The 21,753-nt window shown below is 50.6% G+C and carries 23 protein-coding genes and 1 pseudogene; 20 read left to right on the top strand and 4 right to left on the bottom strand.

Features of this window, described 5'->3' with window-relative positions; all coding sequences use genetic code 11:
- Nucleotides 1–20: 20 nt before the first annotated feature.
- The 5 genes from ACTNCH_RS07220 (at nt 21) to ACTNCH_RS07200 (ending at nt 4,302) form a co-directional block, all read left to right on the top strand.
- Nucleotides 21–1,397, top strand: coding sequence for an aminopeptidase (locus tag ACTNCH_RS07220; protein WP_186873462.1), 1,377 nt, complete (start codon nt 21–23; stop codon nt 1,395–1,397).
- 184 nt (nt 1,398–1,581) lie between these two features.
- Nucleotides 1,582–2,037, top strand: a complete 456-nt coding sequence (locus ACTNCH_RS07215; RefSeq protein ID WP_441017357.1) for a MarR family winged helix-turn-helix transcriptional regulator — start codon at nt 1,582–1,584, stop codon at nt 2,035–2,037.
- Nucleotides 2,024–3,379, top strand: a complete 1,356-nt coding sequence (locus tag ACTNCH_RS07210) for an MATE family efflux transporter (protein WP_441017354.1) — start codon at nt 2,024–2,026, stop codon at nt 3,377–3,379. Before ACTNCH_RS07215 ends, ACTNCH_RS07210 begins: the two co-directional genes overlap by 14 nt.
- Nucleotides 3,380–3,437: 58 nt before the next feature.
- Nucleotides 3,438–3,659, top strand: a complete 222-nt coding sequence (locus ACTNCH_RS07205; RefSeq protein WP_158362070.1) for a hypothetical protein — start codon at nt 3,438–3,440, stop codon at nt 3,657–3,659.
- 7 nt (nt 3,660–3,666) lie between these two features.
- Entirely contained in the window at nt 3,667–4,302 is a 636-nt protein-coding gene (locus ACTNCH_RS07200) for a DUF3786 domain-containing protein (RefSeq protein WP_441017349.1), read from the top strand.
- 24 nt (nt 4,303–4,326) lie between these two features.
- Here the strand turns inward: ACTNCH_RS07200 and ACTNCH_RS07195 are convergent, their stop codons facing one another.
- Nucleotides 4,327–4,785, bottom strand: a complete 459-nt coding sequence (locus tag ACTNCH_RS07195) for a DUF2798 domain-containing protein (RefSeq protein ID WP_441017346.1) — start codon at nt 4,783–4,785, stop codon at nt 4,327–4,329.
- Between the two features lie 282 nt (nt 4,786–5,067).
- On the opposite strand from ACTNCH_RS07195, the gene ACTNCH_RS07190 reads away from it, so the two are divergent.
- The 5 genes from ACTNCH_RS07190 to ACTNCH_RS07170 all read left to right on the top strand — a co-directional run bounded on the left by ACTNCH_RS07190 (nt 5,068) and on the right by ACTNCH_RS07170 (nt 8,960).
- The gene (locus ACTNCH_RS07190; protein WP_441017343.1) at nt 5,068–6,198 is read left to right on the top strand and encodes a hypothetical protein; all 1,131 of its coding nucleotides are present in this window, start codon (nt 5,068–5,070) and stop codon (nt 6,196–6,198) included.
- A 31-nt stretch (nt 6,199–6,229) separates the two neighbouring features.
- Entirely contained in the window at nt 6,230–6,373 is a 144-nt protein-coding gene (locus ACTNCH_RS07185) for a hypothetical protein (protein ID WP_441017340.1), read from the top strand.
- On the top strand, nt 6,370–6,903 hold the full coding sequence (locus ACTNCH_RS07180; protein WP_441017337.1) for a hypothetical protein: 534 nt from the start codon (nt 6,370–6,372) through the stop codon (nt 6,901–6,903). Before ACTNCH_RS07185 ends, ACTNCH_RS07180 begins: the two co-directional genes overlap by 4 nt.
- Before the next feature lie 101 nt (nt 6,904–7,004).
- Nucleotides 7,005–7,481, top strand: coding sequence for an RNA polymerase sigma factor (locus ACTNCH_RS07175; protein WP_441017334.1), 477 nt, complete (start codon nt 7,005–7,007; stop codon nt 7,479–7,481).
- 42 nt (nt 7,482–7,523) lie between these two features.
- Nucleotides 7,524–8,960 (top strand): DUF4367 domain-containing protein, encoded by a 1,437-nt coding sequence (locus ACTNCH_RS07170; RefSeq protein WP_441017331.1) that lies wholly within the window; start codon nt 7,524–7,526, stop codon nt 8,958–8,960.
- A gap of 73 nt (nt 8,961–9,033) precedes the next feature.
- Here the strand turns inward: ACTNCH_RS07170 and ACTNCH_RS07165 are convergent, their stop codons facing one another.
- Nucleotides 9,034–10,281 carry a hypothetical protein gene (locus tag ACTNCH_RS07165; protein ID WP_441017328.1) on the bottom strand — a complete coding sequence of 416 codons (1,248 nt, stop codon included), beginning with the start codon at nt 10,279–10,281 and terminating at the stop codon, nt 9,034–9,036.
- A gap of 247 nt (nt 10,282–10,528) precedes the next feature.
- Here ACTNCH_RS07165 and ACTNCH_RS07160 point away from each other — a divergent pair, with 247 nt between their 5' ends.
- The 4 genes from ACTNCH_RS07160 (at nt 10,529) to ACTNCH_RS07145 (ending at nt 14,870) form a co-directional block, all read left to right on the top strand.
- A complete protein-coding gene (locus tag ACTNCH_RS07160) occupies nt 10,529–11,959 on the top strand; it encodes a LuxR C-terminal-related transcriptional regulator (protein WP_441017325.1) in 1,431 nt (476 codons plus the stop codon).
- Nucleotides 11,937–13,007 (top strand): hypothetical protein, encoded by a 1,071-nt coding sequence (locus tag ACTNCH_RS07155; RefSeq protein ID WP_441017322.1) that lies wholly within the window; start codon nt 11,937–11,939, stop codon nt 13,005–13,007. The genes ACTNCH_RS07160 and ACTNCH_RS07155 overlap by 23 nt, the downstream gene beginning before the upstream one ends.
- Complete coding sequence (locus tag ACTNCH_RS07150) at nt 13,004–14,107, top strand: hypothetical protein (RefSeq protein WP_441017319.1); 1,104 nt, start codon at nt 13,004–13,006, stop codon at nt 14,105–14,107. Before ACTNCH_RS07155 ends, ACTNCH_RS07150 begins: the two co-directional genes overlap by 4 nt.
- Before the next feature lie 64 nt (nt 14,108–14,171).
- Entirely contained in the window at nt 14,172–14,870 is a 699-nt protein-coding gene (locus ACTNCH_RS07145) for an AraC family transcriptional regulator (RefSeq protein WP_441017826.1), read from the top strand.
- Nucleotide 14,871: 1 nt separating this feature from the next.
- On the opposite strand, the gene ACTNCH_RS07140 is transcribed toward ACTNCH_RS07145, so the two are convergent.
- Nucleotides 14,872–15,774, bottom strand: a complete 903-nt coding sequence (locus ACTNCH_RS07140; RefSeq protein WP_441017316.1) for a DMT family transporter — start codon at nt 15,772–15,774, stop codon at nt 14,872–14,874.
- Nucleotides 15,775–15,911: 137 nt separating this feature from the next.
- Here ACTNCH_RS07140 and ACTNCH_RS07135 point away from each other — a divergent pair, with 137 nt between their 5' ends.
- The 4 genes and pseudogenes from ACTNCH_RS07135 to ACTNCH_RS07120 all read left to right on the top strand — a co-directional run bounded on the left by ACTNCH_RS07135 (nt 15,912) and on the right by ACTNCH_RS07120 (nt 18,236).
- The gene (locus ACTNCH_RS07135) at nt 15,912–16,847 is read left to right on the top strand and encodes an AraC family transcriptional regulator (RefSeq protein ID WP_441017313.1); all 936 of its coding nucleotides are present in this window, start codon (nt 15,912–15,914) and stop codon (nt 16,845–16,847) included.
- Entirely contained in the window at nt 16,816–17,382 is a 567-nt protein-coding gene (locus ACTNCH_RS07130) for a TIGR00730 family Rossman fold protein (RefSeq protein WP_441017310.1), read from the top strand. The genes ACTNCH_RS07135 and ACTNCH_RS07130 overlap by 32 nt, the downstream gene beginning before the upstream one ends.
- Nucleotides 17,349–17,794: pseudogene (locus tag ACTNCH_RS07125) on the top strand (AAC(3) family N-acetyltransferase). Before ACTNCH_RS07130 ends, ACTNCH_RS07125 begins: the two are co-directional and overlap by 34 nt.
- A gap of 34 nt (nt 17,795–17,828) precedes the next feature.
- On the top strand, nt 17,829–18,236 hold the full coding sequence (locus ACTNCH_RS07120) for a hypothetical protein (protein ID WP_441017307.1): 408 nt from the start codon (nt 17,829–17,831) through the stop codon (nt 18,234–18,236).
- Between the two features lie 67 nt (nt 18,237–18,303).
- Here ACTNCH_RS07120 and ACTNCH_RS07115 read toward each other — a convergent pair whose 3' ends face one another.
- Nucleotides 18,304–19,704, bottom strand: coding sequence for an MATE family efflux transporter (locus ACTNCH_RS07115; protein WP_441017304.1), 1,401 nt, complete (start codon nt 19,702–19,704; stop codon nt 18,304–18,306).
- Nucleotides 19,705–20,057: 353 nt separating this feature from the next.
- Between ACTNCH_RS07115 and ACTNCH_RS07110 the strand changes: the two genes are divergently transcribed.
- A complete protein-coding gene (locus ACTNCH_RS07110) occupies nt 20,058–20,657 on the top strand; it encodes a hydrolase (RefSeq protein ID WP_441017301.1) in 600 nt (199 codons plus the stop codon).
- A 120-nt stretch (nt 20,658–20,777) separates the two neighbouring features.
- A complete protein-coding gene (locus tag ACTNCH_RS07105) occupies nt 20,778–21,677 on the top strand; it encodes a YitT family protein (RefSeq protein ID WP_441017298.1) in 900 nt (299 codons plus the stop codon).
- Nucleotides 21,678–21,753 lie beyond the last annotated feature (76 nt).

Here is a 21,753-nt window from a genome sequence, read left to right as displayed (position 1 = left end):
GATAGAAAGAAGGAACACACATGGATTCACTCACTTACAAAAGAACAAATGTCTACGAAACCGCAGATGAGACCCTGATGACTGAGATCTTCGATTTTGCCGAGGGCTATAAGCAGTTCCTGGACGAAGGAAAGACCGAGCGGGAGTGCTGCGCCTATGTGGAGGCGGCTGCGAAGGCAGCAGGCTACGAGGCTTTCGATTTTGGCCGCAGGCTCAAGGCGGGCGACAAGATTTATTACAACAACCGCGGGAAAAATATGTATCTGATCAAGGTGGGCACCGAGAATATCGCGAAGGACGGCATCCGTATCATCGCCTCTCATATCGACAGTCCCCGTCTGGATCTGAAGCAGCTTCCCCTCTATGAGTCCGAGGGCGTGGCTCTGGGCAAGACCCATTACTACGGGGGCCTGCGCAAATATCAGTGGGCGGCCATACCCCTTGCCCTGCACGGCGTGGTGGCATTAAAGGACGGCACTACGGTGCAGGTAAAAGTGGGTGAGGACGAGAGCGATCCGGTGTTTTATATCAGCGATCTGCTTCCTCATCTGGCAGCCAAGCAGAATCAAAAGCCTCTGGGCAACGCCATCGAGGGCGAGCAGCTGAACATCTGGTTTGGCAACATTCCTTACACGGCAGCGACTGAGGACGATGAAAAAACCGTTAAGAACCATGTGCTGCACCTGCTGAATGATAAATACGGGATCACCGAGGCAGATTTCATGAGTGCCGAGCTGTCCATGGTTCCGGCTTTCAAGGCCAAGGATGTGGGCTTCGATCGCGCCCTGCTTGGAAGCTACGGCCACGACGACCGTGTCTGCGCGTACCCTGCATGGAAAGCCTGCCTGGACGAGACTTCCGATCAGCATACGGTTATGGTTATTCTGGCAGATAAGGAGGAGATCGGAAGCGAGGGAACCACCGGCATGCAGAGCGCCATTTTTACAGATCTCATCGATGAGCTGGCAGCAGCCTTTGGAGTGTCCGCCGCAGCGGTACGGGCCCATTCCAAGTGCCTGTCCGCGGACGTGACAGCGGCTTACGATCCCAATTATCCGGAGGTCTGCGAAAAGACCAACTCTGTGTTCCTGTCCTGCGGCGCAGGTATGATGAAGTTTACCGGAGCCAGAGGAAAGAGCGGATCCAACGACGCCAACGCTGAGTTTCTTGCGTATCTGCGGAAGCTTTTCGATGAGAACGGCGTAGTATGGCAGACCGGGGAGCTTGGTAAGGTAGATGAAGGGGGCGGCGGAACCGTAGCGAAATTCATCGCCAAGTTCAACATCGACACGGTAGATATCGGCGTTCCGGTGATTTCCATGCATTCTCCCTGGGAGGTGGTATCCAAGGCGGATTTGTATGAGAATTATCTGGCCTTTAAGGCGTTTATCCAATAAAAAGTGAAAAAATTAAAGCTTCAGGGGATAAGATCGGGTGTGATCTTATCCCCTGATTTGTGTATGCGGTTATAGAACGGTCGGTTACCGGAATTCAGTGAAAATATACTTGACAAAAATCCGATTTTCCATATAATTATCAATGGTAATTAACGTTGGTAACTAAATACAAGGAGACATACAGATGAACAACCGATTAATTAAGCAGATGTTCGATGCCTGTTACATGGCGAAGCGAACCCGGGATCTGCTTCCCCCACTGCCGGAGGGCGTACAGCCGTCCTATATTCATTACCTGGATTGCATGCAGGAGCTGGAAGAAAAAGGGAAACAGGTCCGGATTTCCGATCTCAGTGAATTCCTGAATATTCCGAGACCCGGCGTGACCCGGACGGTCAAGGAGATGGAGGCAAAGGGCTATCTTCAGAAAATGGCTTCGCCGGACGACGGCCGGGTGACCTTCCTTACTGCCACGGAAAATGGGAGAAAGCTGCATCAGAAATACGACGAGGAATATTTCAACGGACTGATTCCATATTTTGACAGCATTTCTGAAGAGGAGGCCGAAACGATGATTGCGACCATCGAAAAGTTTTATCAGATTATGAGCGAGAGGAGAGCGACCTATGACAAACGATAAAGCGGATTTTACCCAGGGAAATATTTTAAAGAAGCTGGTGGCCTTTATGCTGCCGGTGCTTGGCGCACTGATACTGCAGGCGGCTTACGGCGCGGTGGATCTTTTGGTGGTGGGACACTTTGGTTCCACCTCGGGACTTTCCGCGGTTTCCACCGGCAGCCAGGTGCTGAATCTGGTGACCTTTGCGGTGACCCAGCTGGCTATGGGTGTCACAGTGCTCATTGCCCGGTATCTGGGTGAAAAAAGGCCCCGATACATCGGACCGGCCATCGGCGGAGGCGCTGTGGTATTCGCTGTGATTTCCGTAGTGCTGTTCCTGATTATGGTAGGATTGGCGCGGCCCATTGCGGTGCTAATGCAGGCGCCTGCGGAGGCAGTGAGCCTGACTGCGTCCTATGTGCGGATCTGTGGAGCCGGCATTTTCTTCATCGTGGCTTACAATGTGCTGGCGGCCATTTTCCGGGGCTTAGGTGACAGCAGCTCCCCGCTTCTGTTTGTGCTGGTGGCCTGTGTCATCAATGTTGTCGGCGACCTGGTGCTGGTGGCAGGCCTTCATATGGACGCGGCGGGCGCAGCCATCGCAACCGTGGCGGCGCAGGCCTGCAGCGTGGTATTTGCGGTGTTGCTTCTGGTAAAGCGGGGACTGCCCTTTGACATCAAAAAAGAGGATTTTCGTTGGAATGCCCAGTGCCCGAGATTCCTGAAAATCGGACTTCCGCTGGCTTTTCAGGAGATTATGACCCAGTGTTCCTTCCTGGCCCTCTGTGCCTTTATCAACCGTCTGGGGCTGGAAGCTTCCTCCGGTTACGGTGTGGCCTGTAAAATCGTCAATTTCGCCATGCTGGTACCCAGCGCCCTGATGCAGTCCATGGCCTCATTCGTCTCCCAGAATGTGGGCGCAGGCAAGCACAAGCGTGCGAAACAGTCCATGTTTACCGGCATGGGTGTGGGCCTGGCTGTAGGCTGCCTGGTCTTTTGCCTGGTATTTCTGCAGGGCGATACGCTCTCCGGTTTCTTTACCACGGATACGGCAGTTATTGCCAGGGCTTACGATTATCTGAAGGGCTTTGCCCCGGAGACCCTGGGAACCGCAATTCTGTTCAGCATGATGGGATATTTTAACGGTAACAACAAAACAGTATTCGTCATGGCCCAGGGCATGATACAGACCCTTCTGGTCCGCCTGCCCCTGTCCTATTACATGAGCATTCAGCCGGACGCCAGCCTGACCCGGATCGGTCTTTCCGCGCCCATATCCACGGCGGTAGGAGTGCTGATATGCATGGGATTTTATCTGTATCTGAAGAAGAAAACGGAGCAAAAAGTGAAAAACGCCTTTTGATTTCGGCGGACAGATTGGTTATAATAAAGGTATCAATCTGAGAAAAGGAGTCGGTATCATGAAAGAGTACGAGATTTTAGTAGAAACAATAAACCCCTGTGGCGGAGCCACCCACGCGAAGAAAGAATTCATCGAAGCTGAGGCTGAGAGCCCGGAGAGCTATGTGCAGGAGCATGGCAGATTTCCGGTTCTGGAAAGAATCGAGAATCCGAACGGAGACGTGACCATTGTTACCGGAGATGCCAAGGGGTATCTGATCCGGTACACTTTTACGGAGTAAGAGTAAGATGAAGCAAGTGATGTCTAATTATGATAAGCAGGTAGATATTGGAAAAAGCTATTTCCTGAAATACGATCAGCAGTTACTGGCAGAAAAATTTCATCTGGAAACAGATGAAATTTTTCTGTACCTGACCTATATCGGTGCGCGTTGCCGCATTGCGCGAAGCACCGGGACTATCTATGAGAAAACAGGCGGGGAGTATACGGAATGCCGTTCCTACGATACGGTCATGACCATCTATGACATGCTCTGCCATGGAGATGGGAAGGAGCTTCCGCCTCTCAGTGGAAAATGGACGCTGGTGGCGAATTTCGCGGCGGCGGGAGCAAGCCCCAGTGCAGACGTTTTTTCACAGAAATATGCTGATTATTTTGCGGGAAAAACGGAAGTATTAAAACAGGCCTGCATCCGTCTGGGCGGACAGATACAGCCGCGGCTGGCAGGGGCGGATGTAACCGCCCGGATTCCTGCCTTTCCATTTTTCCCGGTATTACTCCAGTTCTGGGACGCCGACGATGAATTTCCGCCCCAGATCAAAATCATGTGGGATGATCAGACCATGCGGTATCTGAATTTTGAGACGACCTATTATTTACAGGGTGATTTGCTGGCGCGTCTGAAGGCGATTGCAGAGCAGTAAATAGCAGCAGAAACAGATAGGATGTTATTTCTCCGGGAATAGGTTCCGGAAAATCAGCCGGATCAAGGGTCCGCAGTACATCAGCTGCCAGAAAAAGGCCACCGGGAAATTCATGAAAGTGGTCTGCAGCCATACAGCGACAAACTGAGATCCGGCATTTTTAAACAGCAGGGTCGCAATCAGGCTCATAACCGGACACATAATACAGATAATCATGACAGAGATTGCTAAGGTGATAACGATGGGACGATCCTGCGGCGTTACCATGCGGAAGGCGAGCTTGTGAGCCAGGTTATCCACCACAAAGAACTCCAGGATAAAAGCTACCGGCCACATGATGACCATTTCATGAAAAGCCATCAGAAAGATCTGATTGTTCATTCCACCGATGTTCAGGGAAATGTTGTAACAGATCATAGCATAGACCATAAGAAAGGCCATCATAAGAGTAAAGACTACATTTTGAAACTTTATTTTTGGCATAAAATTGTTCTCCTTTTTTGAAAAATGTGTACAAAAAAGACACATGTGTTGTTCGTTATCAAGAGCGATGCACTTGTGTCGTTTCCAATTTTATACCAGTTCTGATTTGTCTTATGAAATTGTCCGTTGCTTATTATACGGAAAAAGATAGTGAAAAGTCAAGATTTTTTTATAGGACAGATAAATAATGGGAATGAAAACCAAATGGAATAGAAAATTCCTATAGAATCCCCTATTCCATAAAAAATAGTATCGCACTCAGCACAAAGGAGGGGGAAACTCATGTCAGAGGATAAAAAGAAATTTGGTGATATGTCGGCGAGCCTGAAGCTGCGTTACGTGATTTACCGGCTTCTGAGCCTGGTGGTGATTGTGACCGGAGCCATGTTTATCATGAAAGGCTATTACAGTAGGTTTTTCATCAGTGTCGGTACGGTAATTCTGATTATCGGCATCGCCATGTGGATGATGGCGTCACCGGATAGCTATAACTCGTCCACAGATATGGTACAAATGATAGCCATGGATCGTCCGCGGAAGATCGACGAGTTTTACGAAGCTTATAAAGATGTACAGACGCCCCTGGGTTCCTGCTATCTGGCGGAGTTTCGTACCATGAGACGACCCGCATTGGCTTTTGGCCCCAGCAGCGAGGGAGATTACCTGTATTTCTGGCTGACTGGCGACGGTAATCTGGGTTACATCGGTTATTCCTTTCTGGAATGTATGATAAAGAAGAGAATCACGGAGCCTTTGCATCCGTTAGATGAGAACTTTGGAACCAATGCGGCGGCCTATATCTGTTACCATTCAGATATCATTCTGATGCAGAAGGGACTTAAGAAAAGCATGGAGCATTTCGTAAAGACCGGAGAGGTACTTCCGGTGCTGGAGTCCAGACCTTCCAGGGTTTATACCTTTACCGAGGATTTCAAGTTCATGGGACAGCGCTTTGATCTGCGGGACGAGGAGGGCAAACGGATTTACCATATCGAGGGAACGGTACCGCTGAAGCAGTTTTACATCTACGATGTCCGGAACACCGAGATTTTCCGGGTGGAAAAACGGATCCTGCACGCCCTTCCCACGTATAATTTCTATTATCGCGGCGAGGAATACGGCAGACTGGAAAAGAAGCTTGTTCTGATCAAGGATACCTTTACCATGGAGGTCAAAGAGGGAAAACTGGTGCTGCGGGAATACGCAGGATCTCTGGGACATAATTTCTTTGTGACGCTGAATGATCGGATGCTGGGCAGCGTCATGGAGGATCTGAAGTTTACCCTTCACAATGTGGTTTTTGATAATTCGATTGTGATTTGTTATGAGGAGCAGTATCTGCCCCTGCTGACTGCCATGGCCATTATGGTGGCGCGGGAGATTGCGAGAGACGATGAGAAGGAGAACGCATAATTCTGAATTATTTCCGAAAAAGGAGATTGTTATGAAAAGAAAGATAGAGCTTGCGGCTGCTCTGATTTTGTCAGCAGCGTTTCTGACTGTGGCAGGCTGCGGCGGTTCCAAAGAGGAGCGGCTGCCCAAAGAGGAGGGACGGGAGGCCCTAAAAATGCCAGCGTCCTTTCCATGAAGGGAGATCTGGACGATATTGTAGCGGATTCGGATATCTGGGCAGACGGACAGGCAGCCGGACACATACAGGAGCGGGGGTTCTGGGACAGTAAATACACCATCAGCACCGGCAGTGACGAACCCTGGTTTTATCTGCGCTATGTGACCGACGAGCCTATCAACGACGTGGAGGGTGTCATCAGCGGCAACACCTACGGCTACTATGACATGAATGATAACTGCCTGGGTTACGCCCAGAAGCAGATCCTGGAAACGGATACCTTGGAAAGAGACTGGTATACGGTGTTCATGGACGCAGACGGCAAGCCCAAGGATTATCTGGCAGATGACGATATCATGCGGATCTTTGATTACGATGGAAATGTGATTGCCATGGGCAGCTTTTCCTTTGGCGGATTCTTCCATTACGATGAGTATACCATTGAGCTGAAGGAGGAAGAAGGAAGCGAACGAAAGATGGATTTCGGAGATAAGATGTGCGCGTTCCTGAGGATCCGTTATAAGGTCAACAGTGATTACGGCGGCTGAGATGAAATTTTATTAGATGCATGCGACCAAACCCTGCTCCCATGCATCTAATTTGTGTAAAGCAAATGCAGTGCACAATCAAAGCCGGCGGAAAGGAACCTATGAAAAAAGAAGAACTGGGAGAATTGATCCTGGCGTCGCAGGACGCCATGTACCATGTGGCGAAGACGCTTCTGTATAATGATGCGGACTGCGCAGACGCTATCCAGGAGGCTATCGTGAAAGCATTTTCCAAAGTGGATACGCTGAAAAAAGACGCATACGGGAAAACCTGGCTCATGCGGATTCTGATCAACGAATGCTATGGTATCATGCGACAGGAAAAGCGGGTGGTATCTCTGGAGGATTACCGACAGGAAGAGAAGGCGGAGGAGCGGCAGGACTATTCCGAGCTCTATGAGGCTATCTACAGACTGCCGGAAGAAATGCGCTTAAGTGTGACTCTCTATTATCTGGAGGGCTACAGCGTGCGGGAAATCGCCGCCATGACGGAGGCCACAGAAAGCGCTGTGAAGAACCGGCTGGCCCGGGCAAGACAGAGGCTTCGAAGGGAACTGACCGGGCAGGCAGCGCAGTAACGGGATCAAGGGGTATCAAAAAAGAAAAGGACGGAGCAGGGTATGAAATTAGAAGATATAAAATATGATTTTCCGAATATGCCGGAGAATATGCGGCAGATGATCGAACAGGAAGTAGAAAGACAGCTGGCAAAACCGGATATAAGCTCCGGAAACCGGAAAACTATCCGCCACATTCCGAAGAGACGATTGGCCGTAGCCGTGGCAGCCGCCACACTGGCGCTTGGAACCACCGTATGTGCAGGCGTTCTCTACGGCCTGAAAAATAACCGGGTGGGGAACTATGCATACGAAACAAAGCAGGAGCGCCAGGACGGCGTGCAGGACGGCGCTGTGGCGTCTGCGGATTCGGAGCATTACGTGAAGGTACAGGCTTCCTATCTGCCTGACGGCATGGTACAGACGGAGGAAGGAAAATACAACTACCGGGACGGCCGGGGCGGCGTGACCATCGGCTGCTACTATATGGACACCGGAGACACCTCTTTTGAAAAGCTCAGCTATAACGTGACGGACAAGGAAGAGGTGAAGGTGAACGGCCGGGACGGCGTCTACCTGAAAACGGCGATGGACGCCTATAATCAGAGTCTGTATGTGACGTATCCGGAGGAGCACCTGGTATTGGAAATACGGGTAAGCTCTGATATACCCAAAGAGGAAGCAATGAAAATCGCCCAGGGCGTGACCGTGACGCCCACCGAAGAAACAGCCGGAGACGATGTCATGCTCTGCTATAACTGGAGCCGTTATCTGGAGACAGAAAAGGAAAACGCGCTGGCGGAGGAATCGGGCGATGCCATGGATCTGAGCTTTTCCGCAAAGCTGTTGGAGAAAGCAAGGAGCGTCGGTACAGATATGGACATGGAGCATAACGGCCTTACGAAGCTGCCGGGTCTGACTGCCAGGGTCACCGATGTGCAGGTGGCTGACAACCGGAGCATCCTGCCCGAGGGTATGCTGGACGCGGACGCGGCCACTGCCTTTGACGAAAATGGAGATCTGAAGAGCAGCACTCTTTCCTATGTGAAGGCAGGCGACGGCGTCAACACCGTGGATCGGGTAGTAAAGACAGAAAAATCCGAGAATAAGCTGATTTACGTGACAGTCGAATATACCAATACAGGAACAGAAACACTGACAGATATCATGTACAACGGCGCGATCCGGCTTCTGGAGACCCAGGGGGATCGGACGAAAGAATGGCGCCGGGAGCTGGAGAAACCTGCTGCAGGCGATGAATGGGATTATGTCGTAGAGGAAGGACTAATGCTGACTGCGGAAGTTGGCGCTTACGACGTCCATGGCGGCGAGCGGGGCAACAATTACATCGACGCCCTGAAACCCGGCGAGACGGTTACAATACACGAGGCCTTTGTGGTTCCCGCAGACAGACAGGGAGAGATGTATCTGAACCTGGACAATACAGGGGATACGAAGAGCGCGCTGGAGAACGGCTGGATGGTGGATATCCGGAAGTAGGAGCAGAGGTTATAGTATAAGTGAAATGGCAATACAGAAGGCGGAAGCTTTTTGTATTGCCATTTTTGCGCCCTTATTTTTTTAATTCCTCCCAGTCGGGACCCAGCTTGAGGCTGCCGTCGGTACTGCCCACAAAGGTGTCTCCGTTTTTATAGATGTGATCGTATCTCACATCTGCCTGATAGGTGTTTCCGTAGGAATCCCGATAATTTTCCACACCCCGGATACCATCGGTGGAGTGGGCGTAAATGTGATCCATCTGTCGGCTGTGCTCCTGGCAGGCCTGATTGACGATGTCCGAGGTCTCAGAAAGGGTGCGGGAAAGGTTCTGGGAAGCACGTATGGCATTCTGCTGCCGGGTCATAGCTCCCTGAAGCTGTACCTGCCGGACGCGCTGGAGCTCCTCCTCCTGAAGCGCGAAATAGAGAGGGCCATATTTCAGCTCCTTCAGGAAATGGTCAAAGACAGCCTCACAGGAGGAAGCGGCAGAGCCGGAGGAAGGAGATAGAATCAGGGCGTCGAAGGCCCGGCCCCAGTTGGAGGTATCCGGGCCGCCAATGCCGTACATGGCGCCCATAAAGGCAGTTCCTTTTTTCAGAAAATCCGTAATCCGATCCCCGGAGGAAGCATTTGGATTTTTCGAAACCCGGGCGAGAATGGTAGCAAAGAAGCCTTCATAAAGCTGACCGCCTGCCGAGATCCGAAAGGCGAATTTGCCGGGAAATACGTTCGTCTGTTTCTGAAGCTTCCGGGAGGCTGTCTGCTGAAAAAGCAGAGCTTTTGGCTGCAGGGCTTCCCCGGAGACTGGATAGATCTCCGGTTCAGAAAGGGAACCCGGAAGAAGGTGTGAGACGATACCGATAATCCTTCGCCGGGCATACTGGGGAAGATCAAACCATTTGCAATTGCAGGCCATGGACATGGGATCTAACTGATATTCGCCTCCGGAGGCCAGTCTCGGAATCCCCAGGGAGGAAAAGATAGAAGTCCTTGGTGCGGAATCCTTGTAGAAAGCAAAGGGATAGAACAGAAGCTGGGCGGACATGTCCTGTGGAAAAACCTGTAGTCCTTTGCATACAGTGGCCAGTGTGGAGATGGAATCATTATCATCAAAGACGCGGTAATCCCACCCGGAAGGAAGATAGGACTGAAACAGCGCGCCTCGTCCGCCGTAGTTGATAACGTAGACGGAATTTTTCTGATTGTTGTGTGATTTTAAAATGTATTCGGTGCCGCAGTAAGGGCAGCGGATTCGGTCGGCAGTATCCGGGACGCGCATGGGGCTTCCGCAGTTTCTGCATTTTACTTCCTGGTATTCCATAGAGGGACTCTCCTTTCAGTGGTTTTATTCTTTGGCATGATACGGTTGTCTTCAGTCTAACACAGGCAGAAAAGGTCTTGCAGTTGACAAATGTATCATTTGCAACGGATCCACAGAAAAGAGGACAGAAGAGAAAAAGAGCCTTTTGAAAGAAAAAGAACAGTTTGAGACGAATGTCACCTTGTGGAAGTGAGACTTTTGTTTATAATAAAATTATCAGAGACAGATATAAACGGAGTGACAATAGATGAAACTACAAAAGATAGATGGAAATGTGCTCACACTTATGCTGGCGCTGGCCTTTTTCAATTTTATTTTTCTGGGAACCGAATATCAGTTCGATAATATGGCAGCTCTGGTTACAGGACCGGAGCAGGTGGTGACGGCCCAGGGCTATGTATTGGGAGCCAGCGTTCTGGGATTTCTCCTTTATCCTGCGATGGCTTCCTATGGAAAAGTAAAGGAAAAACTTCGGCAGATCCTGGTATTTGCAGGAGCCCTGGCCGGTGTGATTTGTATTTTCGTGATCTGGCAGCATACCTCTTACAGGGCAATTGTGACGGCTGGCTGCCTTTGCTTCATTCTGATGGGAATGGCCGGGAGTGCAGTACACTACTGGCTGGCGCAGAGGGCGGAGCAGGAGCGGCTGGCCAGGACAGTCGGTATCTCCTATGCAGCCGGAATTTTTCTGCAGTTTTTGAATAACAACCTGGTGAAAAACGATATGGTCGAATCGGTGGTTCTGGCTGTCTCCGCAGCCATCTTTACGGTACTGCTTCTGAATGTGGAGGCCGGGGAACCGGAAATGGCAGAAATTCCCGAAGAAGCTGCGCCGGAGAACGCCGGAAGGGCGGGGCTCTGGCTGATTCTGGTCGTTGCGCTGATTACCTGCATTTTTTCTACACTGGATGCAGCAGTGACACTGGTACACGTGGCAGGCGGAGGGGACGTGGGACAGTGGCCCCGGCTTCTTCTGGCAGGAAGCGGACTTCTGGCAGGTATCCTGTTTGACAGCCGGGAACACCGGTATGTGAATCTTTTCATGTACTGTGTGACGGTGCTGTCGGTTCTCTGTATCGTGGTGTTGGAAAATGGAGGCTCCTTCCGGGCCGGACTGGCTGTGTTCTATCTGTCCGCCGGGTTCTTTGTGGTATTCTTTACAAGCAGCTTTATGCGGCTTTCTGCCCGGATGAAATGTCCGAGGCTCTGGGCGGGACTGGGCAGGGCCGTCAATAATATCTGCGCCTTTGGCACCGGCTCCCTGTCCCTGCTTCTTCTGAAGTCGGGAAGTCCGGTTGTAAAAGACAGTATTCTGCTTGGATTGCTTGTATTGATTTCTGTCTTGTTTTTTCTTTATTCCGGCGCGATCCGTCCGGGAGAAAGGAAAAAGGAAGCCGGTGAGAAGGAATCCGATCAGAGAAGCGAGGAGGAACGGCTGCGGATCTTTGCCGACAGCTTTTCGCTGACGGAGCGGGAAAGAGAGGTGCTGGAGGTTTTGCTGGTATCAGATGAAAATGTCCAGGACATAGCAGAGGAGCTGATGATATCCCGGGCGGCGCTGTACCGGCACCTTACCAGTCTCAATGAAAAGACGGGGACAAAATCCAGAATCGGATTGGTTCAGTTTTATTATCGATACGACAGGGGGATAAGAAATGAAAAGGAGACAGAGGATTAGAGGAATGGCGCTTCTGCTGGCCGCAGTCATGCTGTGGGGCTGCAGCGCGCAAAAAGAGGCTGCAGATACCTATGAGGCCTATCAGGGCTACGCCTGTCAGGACGGAAGCGGCCATATAAAGTATGGCCTGGAGACAGAAAACGGGATCCGGCTGCACTGCTTTTTCCAGTCCGGCTCACCGGAGTATGCCGAGGATATCTATGAGCTGAAGCTTTCACCGGGAGAAGGGGAAAAGGCTTCTGTGGAGCAGGTGATCGACGGACAGGGCGTGGATTTGACCGCTTCTTTCCGGAAATTTAATTTTTCATTTTATCCGGATCGGGTTGTCATGGAGGTGGAGAGAGATACGGATCTTTTGGCCGGAGGGGCTTCCGATAACCTGGAAACCGGGGAATACACGCTGACGGCTTCAGACTGGAAGCCGGGGAGCGCTCCGGCAGGAGAAAAACAGGCGGAGACAGACAGCCTGGCACCCTGGCAGGACAGTGAGCTTGTGGCTATGGCCCGGGCGTATTATCAGAAGGAGGCGAATTTCCTCGCGCCAGAGACAGAATGCGTCGATAACGGGGACGGCACCCTTACGATCCATCTTTACGAGGTGGTGCAGGACGATGAAGAAACCAGCCACACGGGTACTTCTGCCTGGTATACGGTGGACGCTTATGGAAAAGGAAAGGACGATGTGTTTGGAAACGAAGTAAAGCTGCCGGAACTTTCCCTGGCAGAGCTGGCGGAATATATGGGAACCCCGTCGAAGCTGACCTATATACAGGATGCGGAAGCCCGCCAGGAATGGGAGCTTACAGATGGGACTGTAATTGCGGAGTGTCTGCAAGCAGTGAAGAAGCTGGAGATCGGAGAAGAAACTGACGAGAGAGCCTCAGACGCAGGGGATACGCTGATTTTTACCTTTGCAGATGGAAGCGTCTGGAGACTGGAATTCGAAGCGGGGAATCTTCGGCGAAATGAAAGGTATTATAAGACAGAAGGCTGGAACGGAATAAGACTGCTTTTGAAGAACGAACTGGAAGGGGAGGGAATGTTATGAGATATGCGAAGAGACTTTTGGCAGTGCTTTTGGCAGGAGTTTTGCTGAGCAGCTGCGGCGGAAAGACGAAGGAGGAACAAGCTCTGGCGGATACGGACGCTCCCAAGGCGGGGCAGGAGACTTTGGCAGCAGGAGCGGCATCAGAACAGTCTGTCGAGGAAAGCTGGACGGTAGAGCCGCTGGCGTCTGCACAGGCTCTGGTGCCCTATAGCTGTACGGAATTCAGCATGGATATTCCAGAAGGCTGGACCGTGCGATCTTCCGCCATGTATACCGGTATGTTTCACGCGATTCATGTTTTTGATCCGGAGAAGCCGGCGAATCAAATCTTCTTTATGCTGAAAATGGAGCCGATGTTTCCGGATGAGAATACCCGGGCAATGATGGCGCTTTCCAGTGACTTGTTTGGAAAATGCCCCATTCTTACGAATGTATCGACACAGGGAGTCTTTGAAATATTCCCACAGTTTGCAGACGCAATGAATGCAACAGCTGATTACGCGGATATTCAGACACCATACATTGCAGATTTTTCTGTAACAGAGAGTTTTGAAAGCACCCAGGGAATGAGCAGCGTCTCCATTTCTCCGGCCATTCTCCGGGCGGATTTCACCCAGGACGGAACGGCGGGAGAGGGGATGTTCACAGCGGACGTGGTACCCTTCGCCATGGGCACGGGAATGGGGTATTATTCCGTCTATAATCTGACGGTACTCAGCGCGGAAAAGGGTACTTTTCAGGACTGGCAGCCCACCTTAAGCAAGAGCCTGAGCAGTCTGGACTACACCCGGGAATTCCAGAGCTTTGCTATGTCTCAGAGTAATCAGGCGGCGGATACTTCCCAGTCTCTCAGTCAGTCAGCCAGCGAAATGTCCGACAGCATCATGTCCTCCTGGGAAAACCGCAATAAGAGCCAGGATATTATGAGCCAGAAGCAGAGCGATGCCACCCTGGGTTATGAGCGTATTGTGGATACGGAAACCGGGGAGATCTACAAGATTGACAATGGCTTCACCGACTGGTATAGTGGCTCCCGCTATAAAGCTATCAGCGACGACCAGTATACCGATTCCGTGGAAGCGGTCATTCATTGGAAATAAAACGTGTATGGAATAAGGGCTTCCGGAGCTTTGCTTCCGGGAGCCCTTATTTTGGGGTTTAGATATTTCCATTTTTCATGCCTTCCTCAAGAACACAGAGCAGAATAACAGCGACGAAGATGGCGGTAATAATATTCCCTGGCACTGGCATGAGGAGGTAGAATTTGTCTATGTCCGGGAGGGTAGTATGCGTCTGTTGACAGCAGGTCAGGAGCGGAGCTTTGAAAAGGGAGAGGGATTTTTCATCAATACCAATATTCTTTGCAGTATGGAAAATCAGGATCATTGTCAGATCGATTCCCACCTGCTGAACAGCACGTTCCTGGCCGGGCATTTTAAGAGCATTTTCGAAACAAAATATCTGGAACCGGTGCTGCAGAATAAAAAGCTGGATATTCTGGAATTGCGGGGGACGAATGAGAATCAGCAGAAAATATTAGCAAAGCTGCGGGCGGCTGCCAGGCTCCAGAATGAGCCGGATACAGAATTTCAGACCAGAAATCTGTTTTCGGAAATCTGGCTTTTGTTGGGAAAGGAGATTGCGCTTTTCAATTATGGAGAAAGGCCGGTTCAGACCATCCGTCAGGAGCGTCTGGTGCAGATGCCGGCCTTTATACACCATCATTATCCGAAAAAGCTGAGCCTGGAGGATATTGCCATGGCGACCGGCTTCTCCAGCGCAGCCTATTACGGAAAGGTTTTTCGGGAAGCCTGCAAAATGACGCCGGGGGCTTATCGGAAAGAAAGCAGAAGAGAACGGTAAATCATGCCTGCTTTTCGGCTCCCGTCACAGATAAAAATACCGTCAGAATAATAAAACAGAATCCGCTAAGCTCCGGCAGGGAAAAGCGAGTTCCCAGAAACAGAGCGGAAAGTGCCGTGGCGGAGGCAGGTTCCAGACAGCCGATGAGGGTTGCCTTTACGGGGCCGATGAGCTTGACGCCCTCCAGAAAAATGGAGAAGCCAAGGGCTGTTCCGATGAGGAGAATGGATGCCACAAGGAGCCAGGCCGTAGCGTCCAGGCCGGAGGGAAGCTGCCAGGCTTTTATGGCCAGAAAAAGTGTCAGGCCGCCGATGAGCATTCCCCAGCCGGTAACCATGAGATTTCCCCAGACGGCCACAACAGGCCGTGATAAAAGGGTGTAGGTAATAACGCCTATTGCGGCCAGAAGGCCGAAGATCAGGCCCGCCCCTGAGAGATTCATGTTGGCAGGATTGCCCCCGGCAGCGATGAGAAAAGTGCCGACCAATGCCAGAAAAACGGCAAGCAGCTGGCGACTTCCCATTCTCTTCCGATTCCGGATTGCTATGATGACTGCCATCAGAATCACGTTAAGACTCTGAAGCACTGTGGCCGTGGCGGAGTTGGAATACTGGATAGCGCAGAGAAAGGTGTACTGGCACATCAGAAGTCCCAGCAGGGCAAAGGCCAGAAGCTGTATCACATCTTTGGGTTTCGTCCAGATACGGAAAACATTGGCTTTATCTTTTGGAAGGGTAATCAGAAGCAGAAGAACACCGGAGCAGACCATGCGGACAGCAGTCAGCCAGGGAGCCTCCAGCTGATAATGCATAAAAAGTGACTGGCTGCAGACGCCGGAGATTCCCCAGCTTAAGCTTCCCAGGGCTGCGTACAGGAACCCCTTTGTGTGGTTGGAATGATTCATTTGCAGTAACTCCTTTTTGGATTGATAGTGATATTATATTGCGGCAAAGAAATTCTTTATAGACTTATATTCGCGTAAATTTATAAAAATATTGCGCTTATAAAGAGTGTGTGCTATGCTTGCAGCAGGAGGATGCCATGAGAGCGAAAGAGATCAACCTGGATTCTGGGAAGCAGGAAATTATGAAAAATATCCCCGGATTTCCCGTATCCTGTCATTTCAGCCGCTTTAGCTCAGATACCTATGACTTGATTGACTGGCACTGGCATGTGGATTTCCAGCTGTGTCTGACTGTACAGGGGACGGTTCTGTGGAGTACCGAATCCTGTCGGAGCACAGTCCCGGAAGGAGAAGCGGTTTTTATCAATTCCCAGAGAACGCACAGGGCAGGAGCGCAGGGAGAAGAAGCGGCTTTCTTCTGCGTAAATTTCCCGCCGGATTTGATCTGCCCGGTCCGGGAGGGAAGCCTGTATGAAAACAGCGTGCTTCCGGTGCTGCAAAGTCCGGCCCTGAACCGGAAAGTGATAGATCGCCATACAGTACAGGGAAAAGAGATTCTGGCTCTTCTTACGGAAATGGCCGGAAGCTTTGAGGCAAAGGAAGAAGGTTATGGGCTTGAACTCATGGGAAATGTTTTTAAAATCTGGAAACGGATGCGGGCACTTTTAGAGGAGGAGCTGCTTTGCCAGCCACAGAGGGCGGATATCCGGTTTCAGAGAATGCTCGGTTATCTGCAGAAGCATTATGCAGCGGAAATCGGTCTCGATGATGTGGCGGATCAGATTGGTCTTAGCCGGAGTGAATGCTGCCGGTATTTTAAGAAGCAGTCGGGACAGACCATTTCCGATTATCTGCTACGGTACCGGATTCATAAAAGTATGTATCTACTGGAAGAAACGGACAGTACCATTGCCCGGGTAGCGCAAAGCTGCGGCTTTTCCAGCCAGAGCTATTATACCCGAAGATTCCGGGAGCTGACGGGAATGACGCCGAAGCAGTATCGGCAGAAAGAGAATAAGGAAAGACAGGAGACAAAAGACCATGAATGTTACCGTATATCTGGGGGCAAATGAAGGAAATGATCCGGCTTTAAAAACGGCTGTACAGGAGCTGGGAAGTTGGATTGGAAAAAGCGGCAATACGTTGGTATATGGCGGTTCCAAAACCGGCCTGATGGGCGAGCTGGCAGACAGTACGCTTGCAGCAGGCGGAAGGGTAATCGGAATTGAAGCCCAGTGCTTTGTGGACGAGGACGTGCAGCATGAAGGCCTGACGGAGCTTCATGTGACGCCCACCATGGCGGAGCGGAAGGCGAAAATGATAGAGCTTGGGGATGCCTTTCTCGCCGTTCCGGGCGGCACAGGCACCCTGGAGGAGATTGCGGAGGTCATGTCAAAGGTGTCTCTGAAGCAGCTTGACGCGCCCTGTATTCTCTACAACCTGAACGGGTACTACGACAGCCTGAAGGCGCTTCTGGAACATATGATTGCAAAGGGGCTTTCTTCCGGAGAACGGCAGCAGGGCATTTATTTTGCGGGGAATCTGTCAGAGATTCAAGAACTTCCCTGGGAAAGATGGGGTATGTCTGCGGCGGCGCACAGGCTGTGATTGAGGCGCTAATGGAAGTGGTTGGTGATTCCGGAACAACTGGCCGGCTTATGACAAGAATCTGACCCTGACCAATACGATGGGTGCTGTTGCGGAAATGCTCCGGCAGGTGCCCGGCAGTGTCCGGAGCGACCACCCGGCTCGGTCTGTGTGCGCGTGGGGCAGATATGCGGAATATCCGGGCAAGCATACCTGTGTGGAACACAGCGCAGTGTCAGAAGAGGGGAAAAGAGTCTGGAAAGCCTACGAAACCCTGTTTGTGGATGGCAATGATTTTGAAAAAATCGGAGAGGATTTTGAGAAAGCGTATGCGGTTCCTGGGGTCCGGATTGGAAATGCCCTTGTCAGGCTGATGTATCAGAGAGAGCTTGTGGATTTTGCGGTGAAATGGATGGAGAAAAACAGGGCGTGAAAACGTGTATCAGTCAACTAAGGAGGAGTTGTTTATGGAGGTATATAAGAAAAGCTACACCGGGTTTGTGGTCTGGCTCATTGGATTCTGCGTGGTTGTGGTGGGCGCGTGCTTTCTGCCAAATCTTGGCACACAGCTTACGCTGGCTGTCATAGATAATGCGTCGACCATCGGCATTTTTATCCTGACCCTTATGATTTATCAGACAGAGTCTGTCTATTGGTACAATGGCACCAGTTATGAGGACGCCAAAGCCGTAGGCAGCGAGAGGAGAAAAGCGTTCGCTCTGGCACATATGAAGCGGTTCGGATACCTTGCGCTGATATTTCTGGCGTATAGCGTGGTGTCACTTATGGTTGGAATTCCTTATGGATTTGACGTGGCGATTGCCTGTGCAGGAATTCTGATTGTGGCGCTCAGCACGATAAAATTGAAATTATAAAACAGGTCAGGGCATAACAAAAAATGGGAGTGAAACTCAGAAAAACAGAGTTCACTCCCATTTTTTGTTAGCTTCGTACTTCCTGCTTTAATTCCTGATAGGTTTTTACAATGATGACAGCCGAGATGAGAAAGGTCAGGATATCTGAAACCGGCATGGAATACAGCACACCGTCCAGACCGAAAAATACCGGCAGCAACAGGGCAAAGCCTACGCCGAATACCACCTCCCGGAACATGGACAGCAGCGTGGACGCCAGCGCCTTGCCTGTCGCCTGCAGGAAAATGAAGCAGGCTTTGTTGATACATGCCAGAATCATCATGCAGAGATAGGTACGGAAGGCCTTGATGGCAAAATCCGTGTAGTAGCTGCTTTCATTGGCTGCGCCGAAAATGTCGATAAGCTGCCGGGGAAATCCCTCAGCCAGTACAAGTGCCACCGCGCCCACCAGCGTCTCAGCAATCAGCAGTCTGGTAAACAGCTCCCGTACACGCAGCTTCTTTCCTGCGCCCATGTTGTAACCGACGATGGGGATACAGCCTGCGGCCATACCGACTACAATGGAGATAACGATCTGGAAGAATTTCATGACAATGCCCACTACGGCCATGGGAATCTGGACATACTGCTCCTGTCCGAACACAGCGTCCAGTGAGCCGTATTTTCGCAGCATATTGTTGATGGCAGCCATTGCTGCCACGAGACTGATCTGGGAAAGAAAACTGGTAATGCCAAGGGTCAGCATGCGTCTGCAAATATTGCCCTGCAGGGAATAGTCGCCGGATGCAGGACGGATAATTTTCATATGTAAGAGATACCAGACGGCGAGAACTGCGGTTGCTACCTGACCAATCACCGTTGCCACGGCTGCGCCCATCATACCCCATTTACAGCCAAAGATGAAAATAGGATCCAGTATGATATTGATAGCGGCGCCCGCCAGGGTGGAGACCATGGCAAATTTCGGGCTTCCATCTGCGCGGATAATAGGATTCATGGCCTGACCGAACATATAGAACGGAACGCCCAGGCTGATATAAAAGAAATACTCCCGGGAGTGATGGAAGGTTTCCTTATTGACAGTACCGCCAAACATGGCGATAATGCTGTCCGCAAAAATGAGGTATATGGCCGTCAAAGCAAGACTGCTGACAAGGATCAATACTACTGCATTGCCAACGCTGCGTTTTGCCCTGGCGGTTTCATTTCTGCCCAGTGCCATACTGACGAAGGCGCAGCAGCCGTCTCCGATCATGACGGCGATGGCAAGGGCAACCACGGTCAGCGGGAAAACCACGGTGTTGGCTGCATTGCCGTAAGAGCCCAGATAGCAGGCATTGGCAATAAAGATCTGATCGACGATGTTGTAGAGCGCGCCAACCAGCAGTGAGATGATACAGGGAATGGCATACTGCCGCATGAGCCTGTCGATATGCTCTGTTCCTAAAAACTGATTTCCGGTATTCATAATAATCTCCTTTTTTTTGATAAAAATAGAATTCTGCAAAGCAGGATTCTCCGCCTGCGGCGGGTCGCATTGGCGACAGGATTCCATCGGAATTTTTCCTGTTACATAAAAAATGCGTAAGCCCTGAGAATCTGGACTTACGCATTTCTGCTACTCGATGCAGGTTTTTCCTGCTGTTGAATTATTATAACAGAGGAAAATGAAAATTTCAAATGCTTTTTGCATGGAGCATTCTAGTGAGCATTCTAGGAAAAGAGGGGAATGGAAACGAAACATATAATACCTATTGACAAAGTGGGAATATAAGTATAAGATAAAACTCAACATATCAGAAAGAACGGAGTGGAATGGACATGAGCGATATTTCAAGAGAAGAAGCCTTTGCGTTACTGAAAAAATATAATCAGGATCCCTTTCATATTCAGCATGCGCTGACGGTGGAGGCTGTGATGAAATGGTATGCAAGGGAGCTGGGCTATGGAGCGGAGGAGACCTACTGGGGAATCGTCGGTCTGCTGCATGATATTGATTTCGAACTCTATCCGGCAGAGCATTGCCTGAAGGCGCCGGAGCTTTTAAGGGAAGGCGGCGTATCGGAGGACATGATTCACGCGGTAGTTTCCCATGGCTACGGAATTACGGTGGAGTGCGGCGTGACACTGGATGTGGAGCCGGTACATGAGATGGAAAAGGTATTGTTTGCCGCGGACGAGCTTACAGGCTTAATCTGGGCGGCGGCACTGATGAGACCCTCGAAAAGCACCAGGGATATGGAACTGAAATCACTGAAGAAGAAATACAAGAGCAAGGGCTTCGCGGCAGGCTGCTCCCGGGAGGTTATCGAGCGGGGAGCGGAACAGTTGGGCTGGCCTCTTGAAAAGCTGCTGACCATGACACTGCAGGCGATGGCGGACAGTGAAGAGGAGATTCAGAAACAAATGTTTTCCTGTTGACAGAGGAAGCAGGCCTGTGTTAGAATTTGGGAAGTGTAAAAAAGAGCGTTGGCGTATTATATTTTTGGATATAATACGCACAGCGCTCTTTTTTCTGTTTATGAGCAGGAGGAATGCCATATGAAAAAGAAAACCTTATATCAACGTGCCGGGGAGCTGACCATTCAGGTCTTGTGGGAGCTGATGGGCAGTATACTGATTGCCATAGGAATTTACAATTTTGCGGTGCAGGCCAGATTTCCCATGACCGGGTTCTCGGGAATTGCATTGATTCTGTACCGGCTCTTTCAGGTTCCCATCGGCCTTTCTACGATTGTATTGAATATTCCGGTGGCAATCCTTTGCTATCGTCTTTTGGGAAAAAAGTTTTTTGTAAGCTCCGTCCGCTGTATGGTGCTTTCCTCCCTAATCATCGACTATGTGGCGCCGTTATTCCCTGTCTATCAGGGAAGCCGCTTGCTGGCCGCTTTGTGTACGGGAGTGATCAGCGGAACCGGATACGCGCTCATTTACACCCGGAATTCCTCAACGGGAGGCTCTGATTTTATTATCATGGCGGTGAAGGCAGTAAAGCCCTATCTTTCCCTCGGAAATATTGCGTTCTGGTCTGATGTGGGAATCATACTGGCCGGCGGCTATCTGTTCCGGGACATGGACGGAATCATCTATGGAATGATTGTAAATTATCTGTTTGCGGTAATGGTAGATAAGGTCATGTACGGAATGAACGCGGGAAAGGTGGCGTTTATCGTGACGGAGCAGGGAAGAAAAATCTGTCAGGTGATCGACGACTGCTGCCAGAGGGGGAGCACGATCCTGAGCGCCAGCGGCGGGTACAAAGGCGAGAAAAAGCAGGTGGTGATGTGCGCCTGCAGCAGCAAAGAAATGTATCAGGTGCGTAAGAATGTAAAGGAAGCAGATCCCCGGTCCTTCTTTGTGGTGATGGAATCCCATGAGGTTCACGGGGAAGGCTTCCGGATGGTGCAAATCGGGGAAACAGAACAAAATCATTTCCAATAAATGGCTTTTCTCCATCTTTACAGATAGAAAAAATAGGTGTAACATAAAAACAGTTTTACATTTCTACGAAAAGGCG

Origin of the sequence: Candidatus Merdisoma sp. HCP28S3_D10 (assembly GCF_052065835.1) — a bacterium.
In the GTDB taxonomy this organism is placed as follows: Bacteria; Bacillota; Clostridia; order Lachnospirales; family Lachnospiraceae; genus Laedolimicola.
This window is presented reverse-complemented; position numbering and strand designations above follow the sequence as displayed.

What these genes read in the sequence shown, in the direction of transcription:
- ACTNCH_RS07200 (WP_441017349.1), top strand. Translation starts at nt 3,667, where the DNA reads ATGAAGCAAGTGATGTCTAATTATGATAAGCAGGTAGATATTGGAAAA.
- ACTNCH_RS07195 (WP_441017346.1), bottom strand. Translation starts at nt 4,785, where the DNA reads ATGCCAAAAATAAAGTTTCAAAATGTAGTCTTTACTCTTATGATGGCC.
- ACTNCH_RS07185 (WP_441017340.1), top strand. Translation starts at nt 6,230, where the DNA reads ATGAAAAGAAAGATAGAGCTTGCGGCTGCTCTGATTTTGTCAGCAGCG.
- ACTNCH_RS07170 (WP_441017331.1), top strand. Translation starts at nt 7,524, where the DNA reads ATGAAATTAGAAGATATAAAATATGATTTTCCGAATATGCCGGAGAAT.
- ACTNCH_RS07140 (WP_441017316.1), bottom strand. Translation starts at nt 15,774, where the DNA reads ATGAATCATTCCAACCACACAAAGGGGTTCCTGTACGCAGCCCTGGGA.
- ACTNCH_RS07190 (WP_441017343.1), top strand. Translation starts at nt 5,068, where the DNA reads ATGTCAGAGGATAAAAAGAAATTTGGTGATATGTCGGCGAGCCTGAAG.
- ACTNCH_RS07135 (WP_441017313.1), top strand. Translation starts at nt 15,912, where the DNA reads ATGAGAGCGAAAGAGATCAACCTGGATTCTGGGAAGCAGGAAATTATG.
- ACTNCH_RS07130 (WP_441017310.1), top strand. Translation starts at nt 16,816, where the DNA reads ATGAATGTTACCGTATATCTGGGGGCAAATGAAGGAAATGATCCGGCT.
- ACTNCH_RS07180 (WP_441017337.1), top strand. Translation starts at nt 6,370, where the DNA reads ATGAAGGGAGATCTGGACGATATTGTAGCGGATTCGGATATCTGGGCA.
- ACTNCH_RS07175 (WP_441017334.1), top strand. Translation starts at nt 7,005, where the DNA reads ATGAAAAAAGAAGAACTGGGAGAATTGATCCTGGCGTCGCAGGACGCC.
- ACTNCH_RS07160 (WP_441017325.1), top strand. Translation starts at nt 10,529, where the DNA reads ATGAAACTACAAAAGATAGATGGAAATGTGCTCACACTTATGCTGGCG.
- ACTNCH_RS07115 (WP_441017304.1), bottom strand. Translation starts at nt 19,704, where the DNA reads ATGAATACCGGAAATCAGTTTTTAGGAACAGAGCATATCGACAGGCTC.
- ACTNCH_RS07120 (WP_441017307.1), top strand. Translation starts at nt 17,829, where the DNA reads ATGGAGGTATATAAGAAAAGCTACACCGGGTTTGTGGTCTGGCTCATT.
- ACTNCH_RS07215 (WP_441017357.1), top strand. Translation starts at nt 1,582, where the DNA reads ATGAACAACCGATTAATTAAGCAGATGTTCGATGCCTGTTACATGGCG.
- ACTNCH_RS07165 (WP_441017328.1), bottom strand. Translation starts at nt 10,281, where the DNA reads ATGGAATACCAGGAAGTAAAATGCAGAAACTGCGGAAGCCCCATGCGC.
- ACTNCH_RS07110 (WP_441017301.1), top strand. Translation starts at nt 20,058, where the DNA reads ATGAGCGATATTTCAAGAGAAGAAGCCTTTGCGTTACTGAAAAAATAT.
- ACTNCH_RS07220 (WP_186873462.1), top strand. Translation starts at nt 21, where the DNA reads ATGGATTCACTCACTTACAAAAGAACAAATGTCTACGAAACCGCAGAT.
- ACTNCH_RS07205 (WP_158362070.1), top strand. Translation starts at nt 3,438, where the DNA reads ATGAAAGAGTACGAGATTTTAGTAGAAACAATAAACCCCTGTGGCGGA.
- ACTNCH_RS07150 (WP_441017319.1), top strand. Translation starts at nt 13,004, where the DNA reads ATGAGATATGCGAAGAGACTTTTGGCAGTGCTTTTGGCAGGAGTTTTG.
- ACTNCH_RS07210 (WP_441017354.1), top strand. Translation starts at nt 2,024, where the DNA reads ATGACAAACGATAAAGCGGATTTTACCCAGGGAAATATTTTAAAGAAG.
- ACTNCH_RS07155 (WP_441017322.1), top strand. Translation starts at nt 11,937, where the DNA reads ATGAAAAGGAGACAGAGGATTAGAGGAATGGCGCTTCTGCTGGCCGCA.
- ACTNCH_RS07105 (WP_441017298.1), top strand. Translation starts at nt 20,778, where the DNA reads ATGAAAAAGAAAACCTTATATCAACGTGCCGGGGAGCTGACCATTCAG.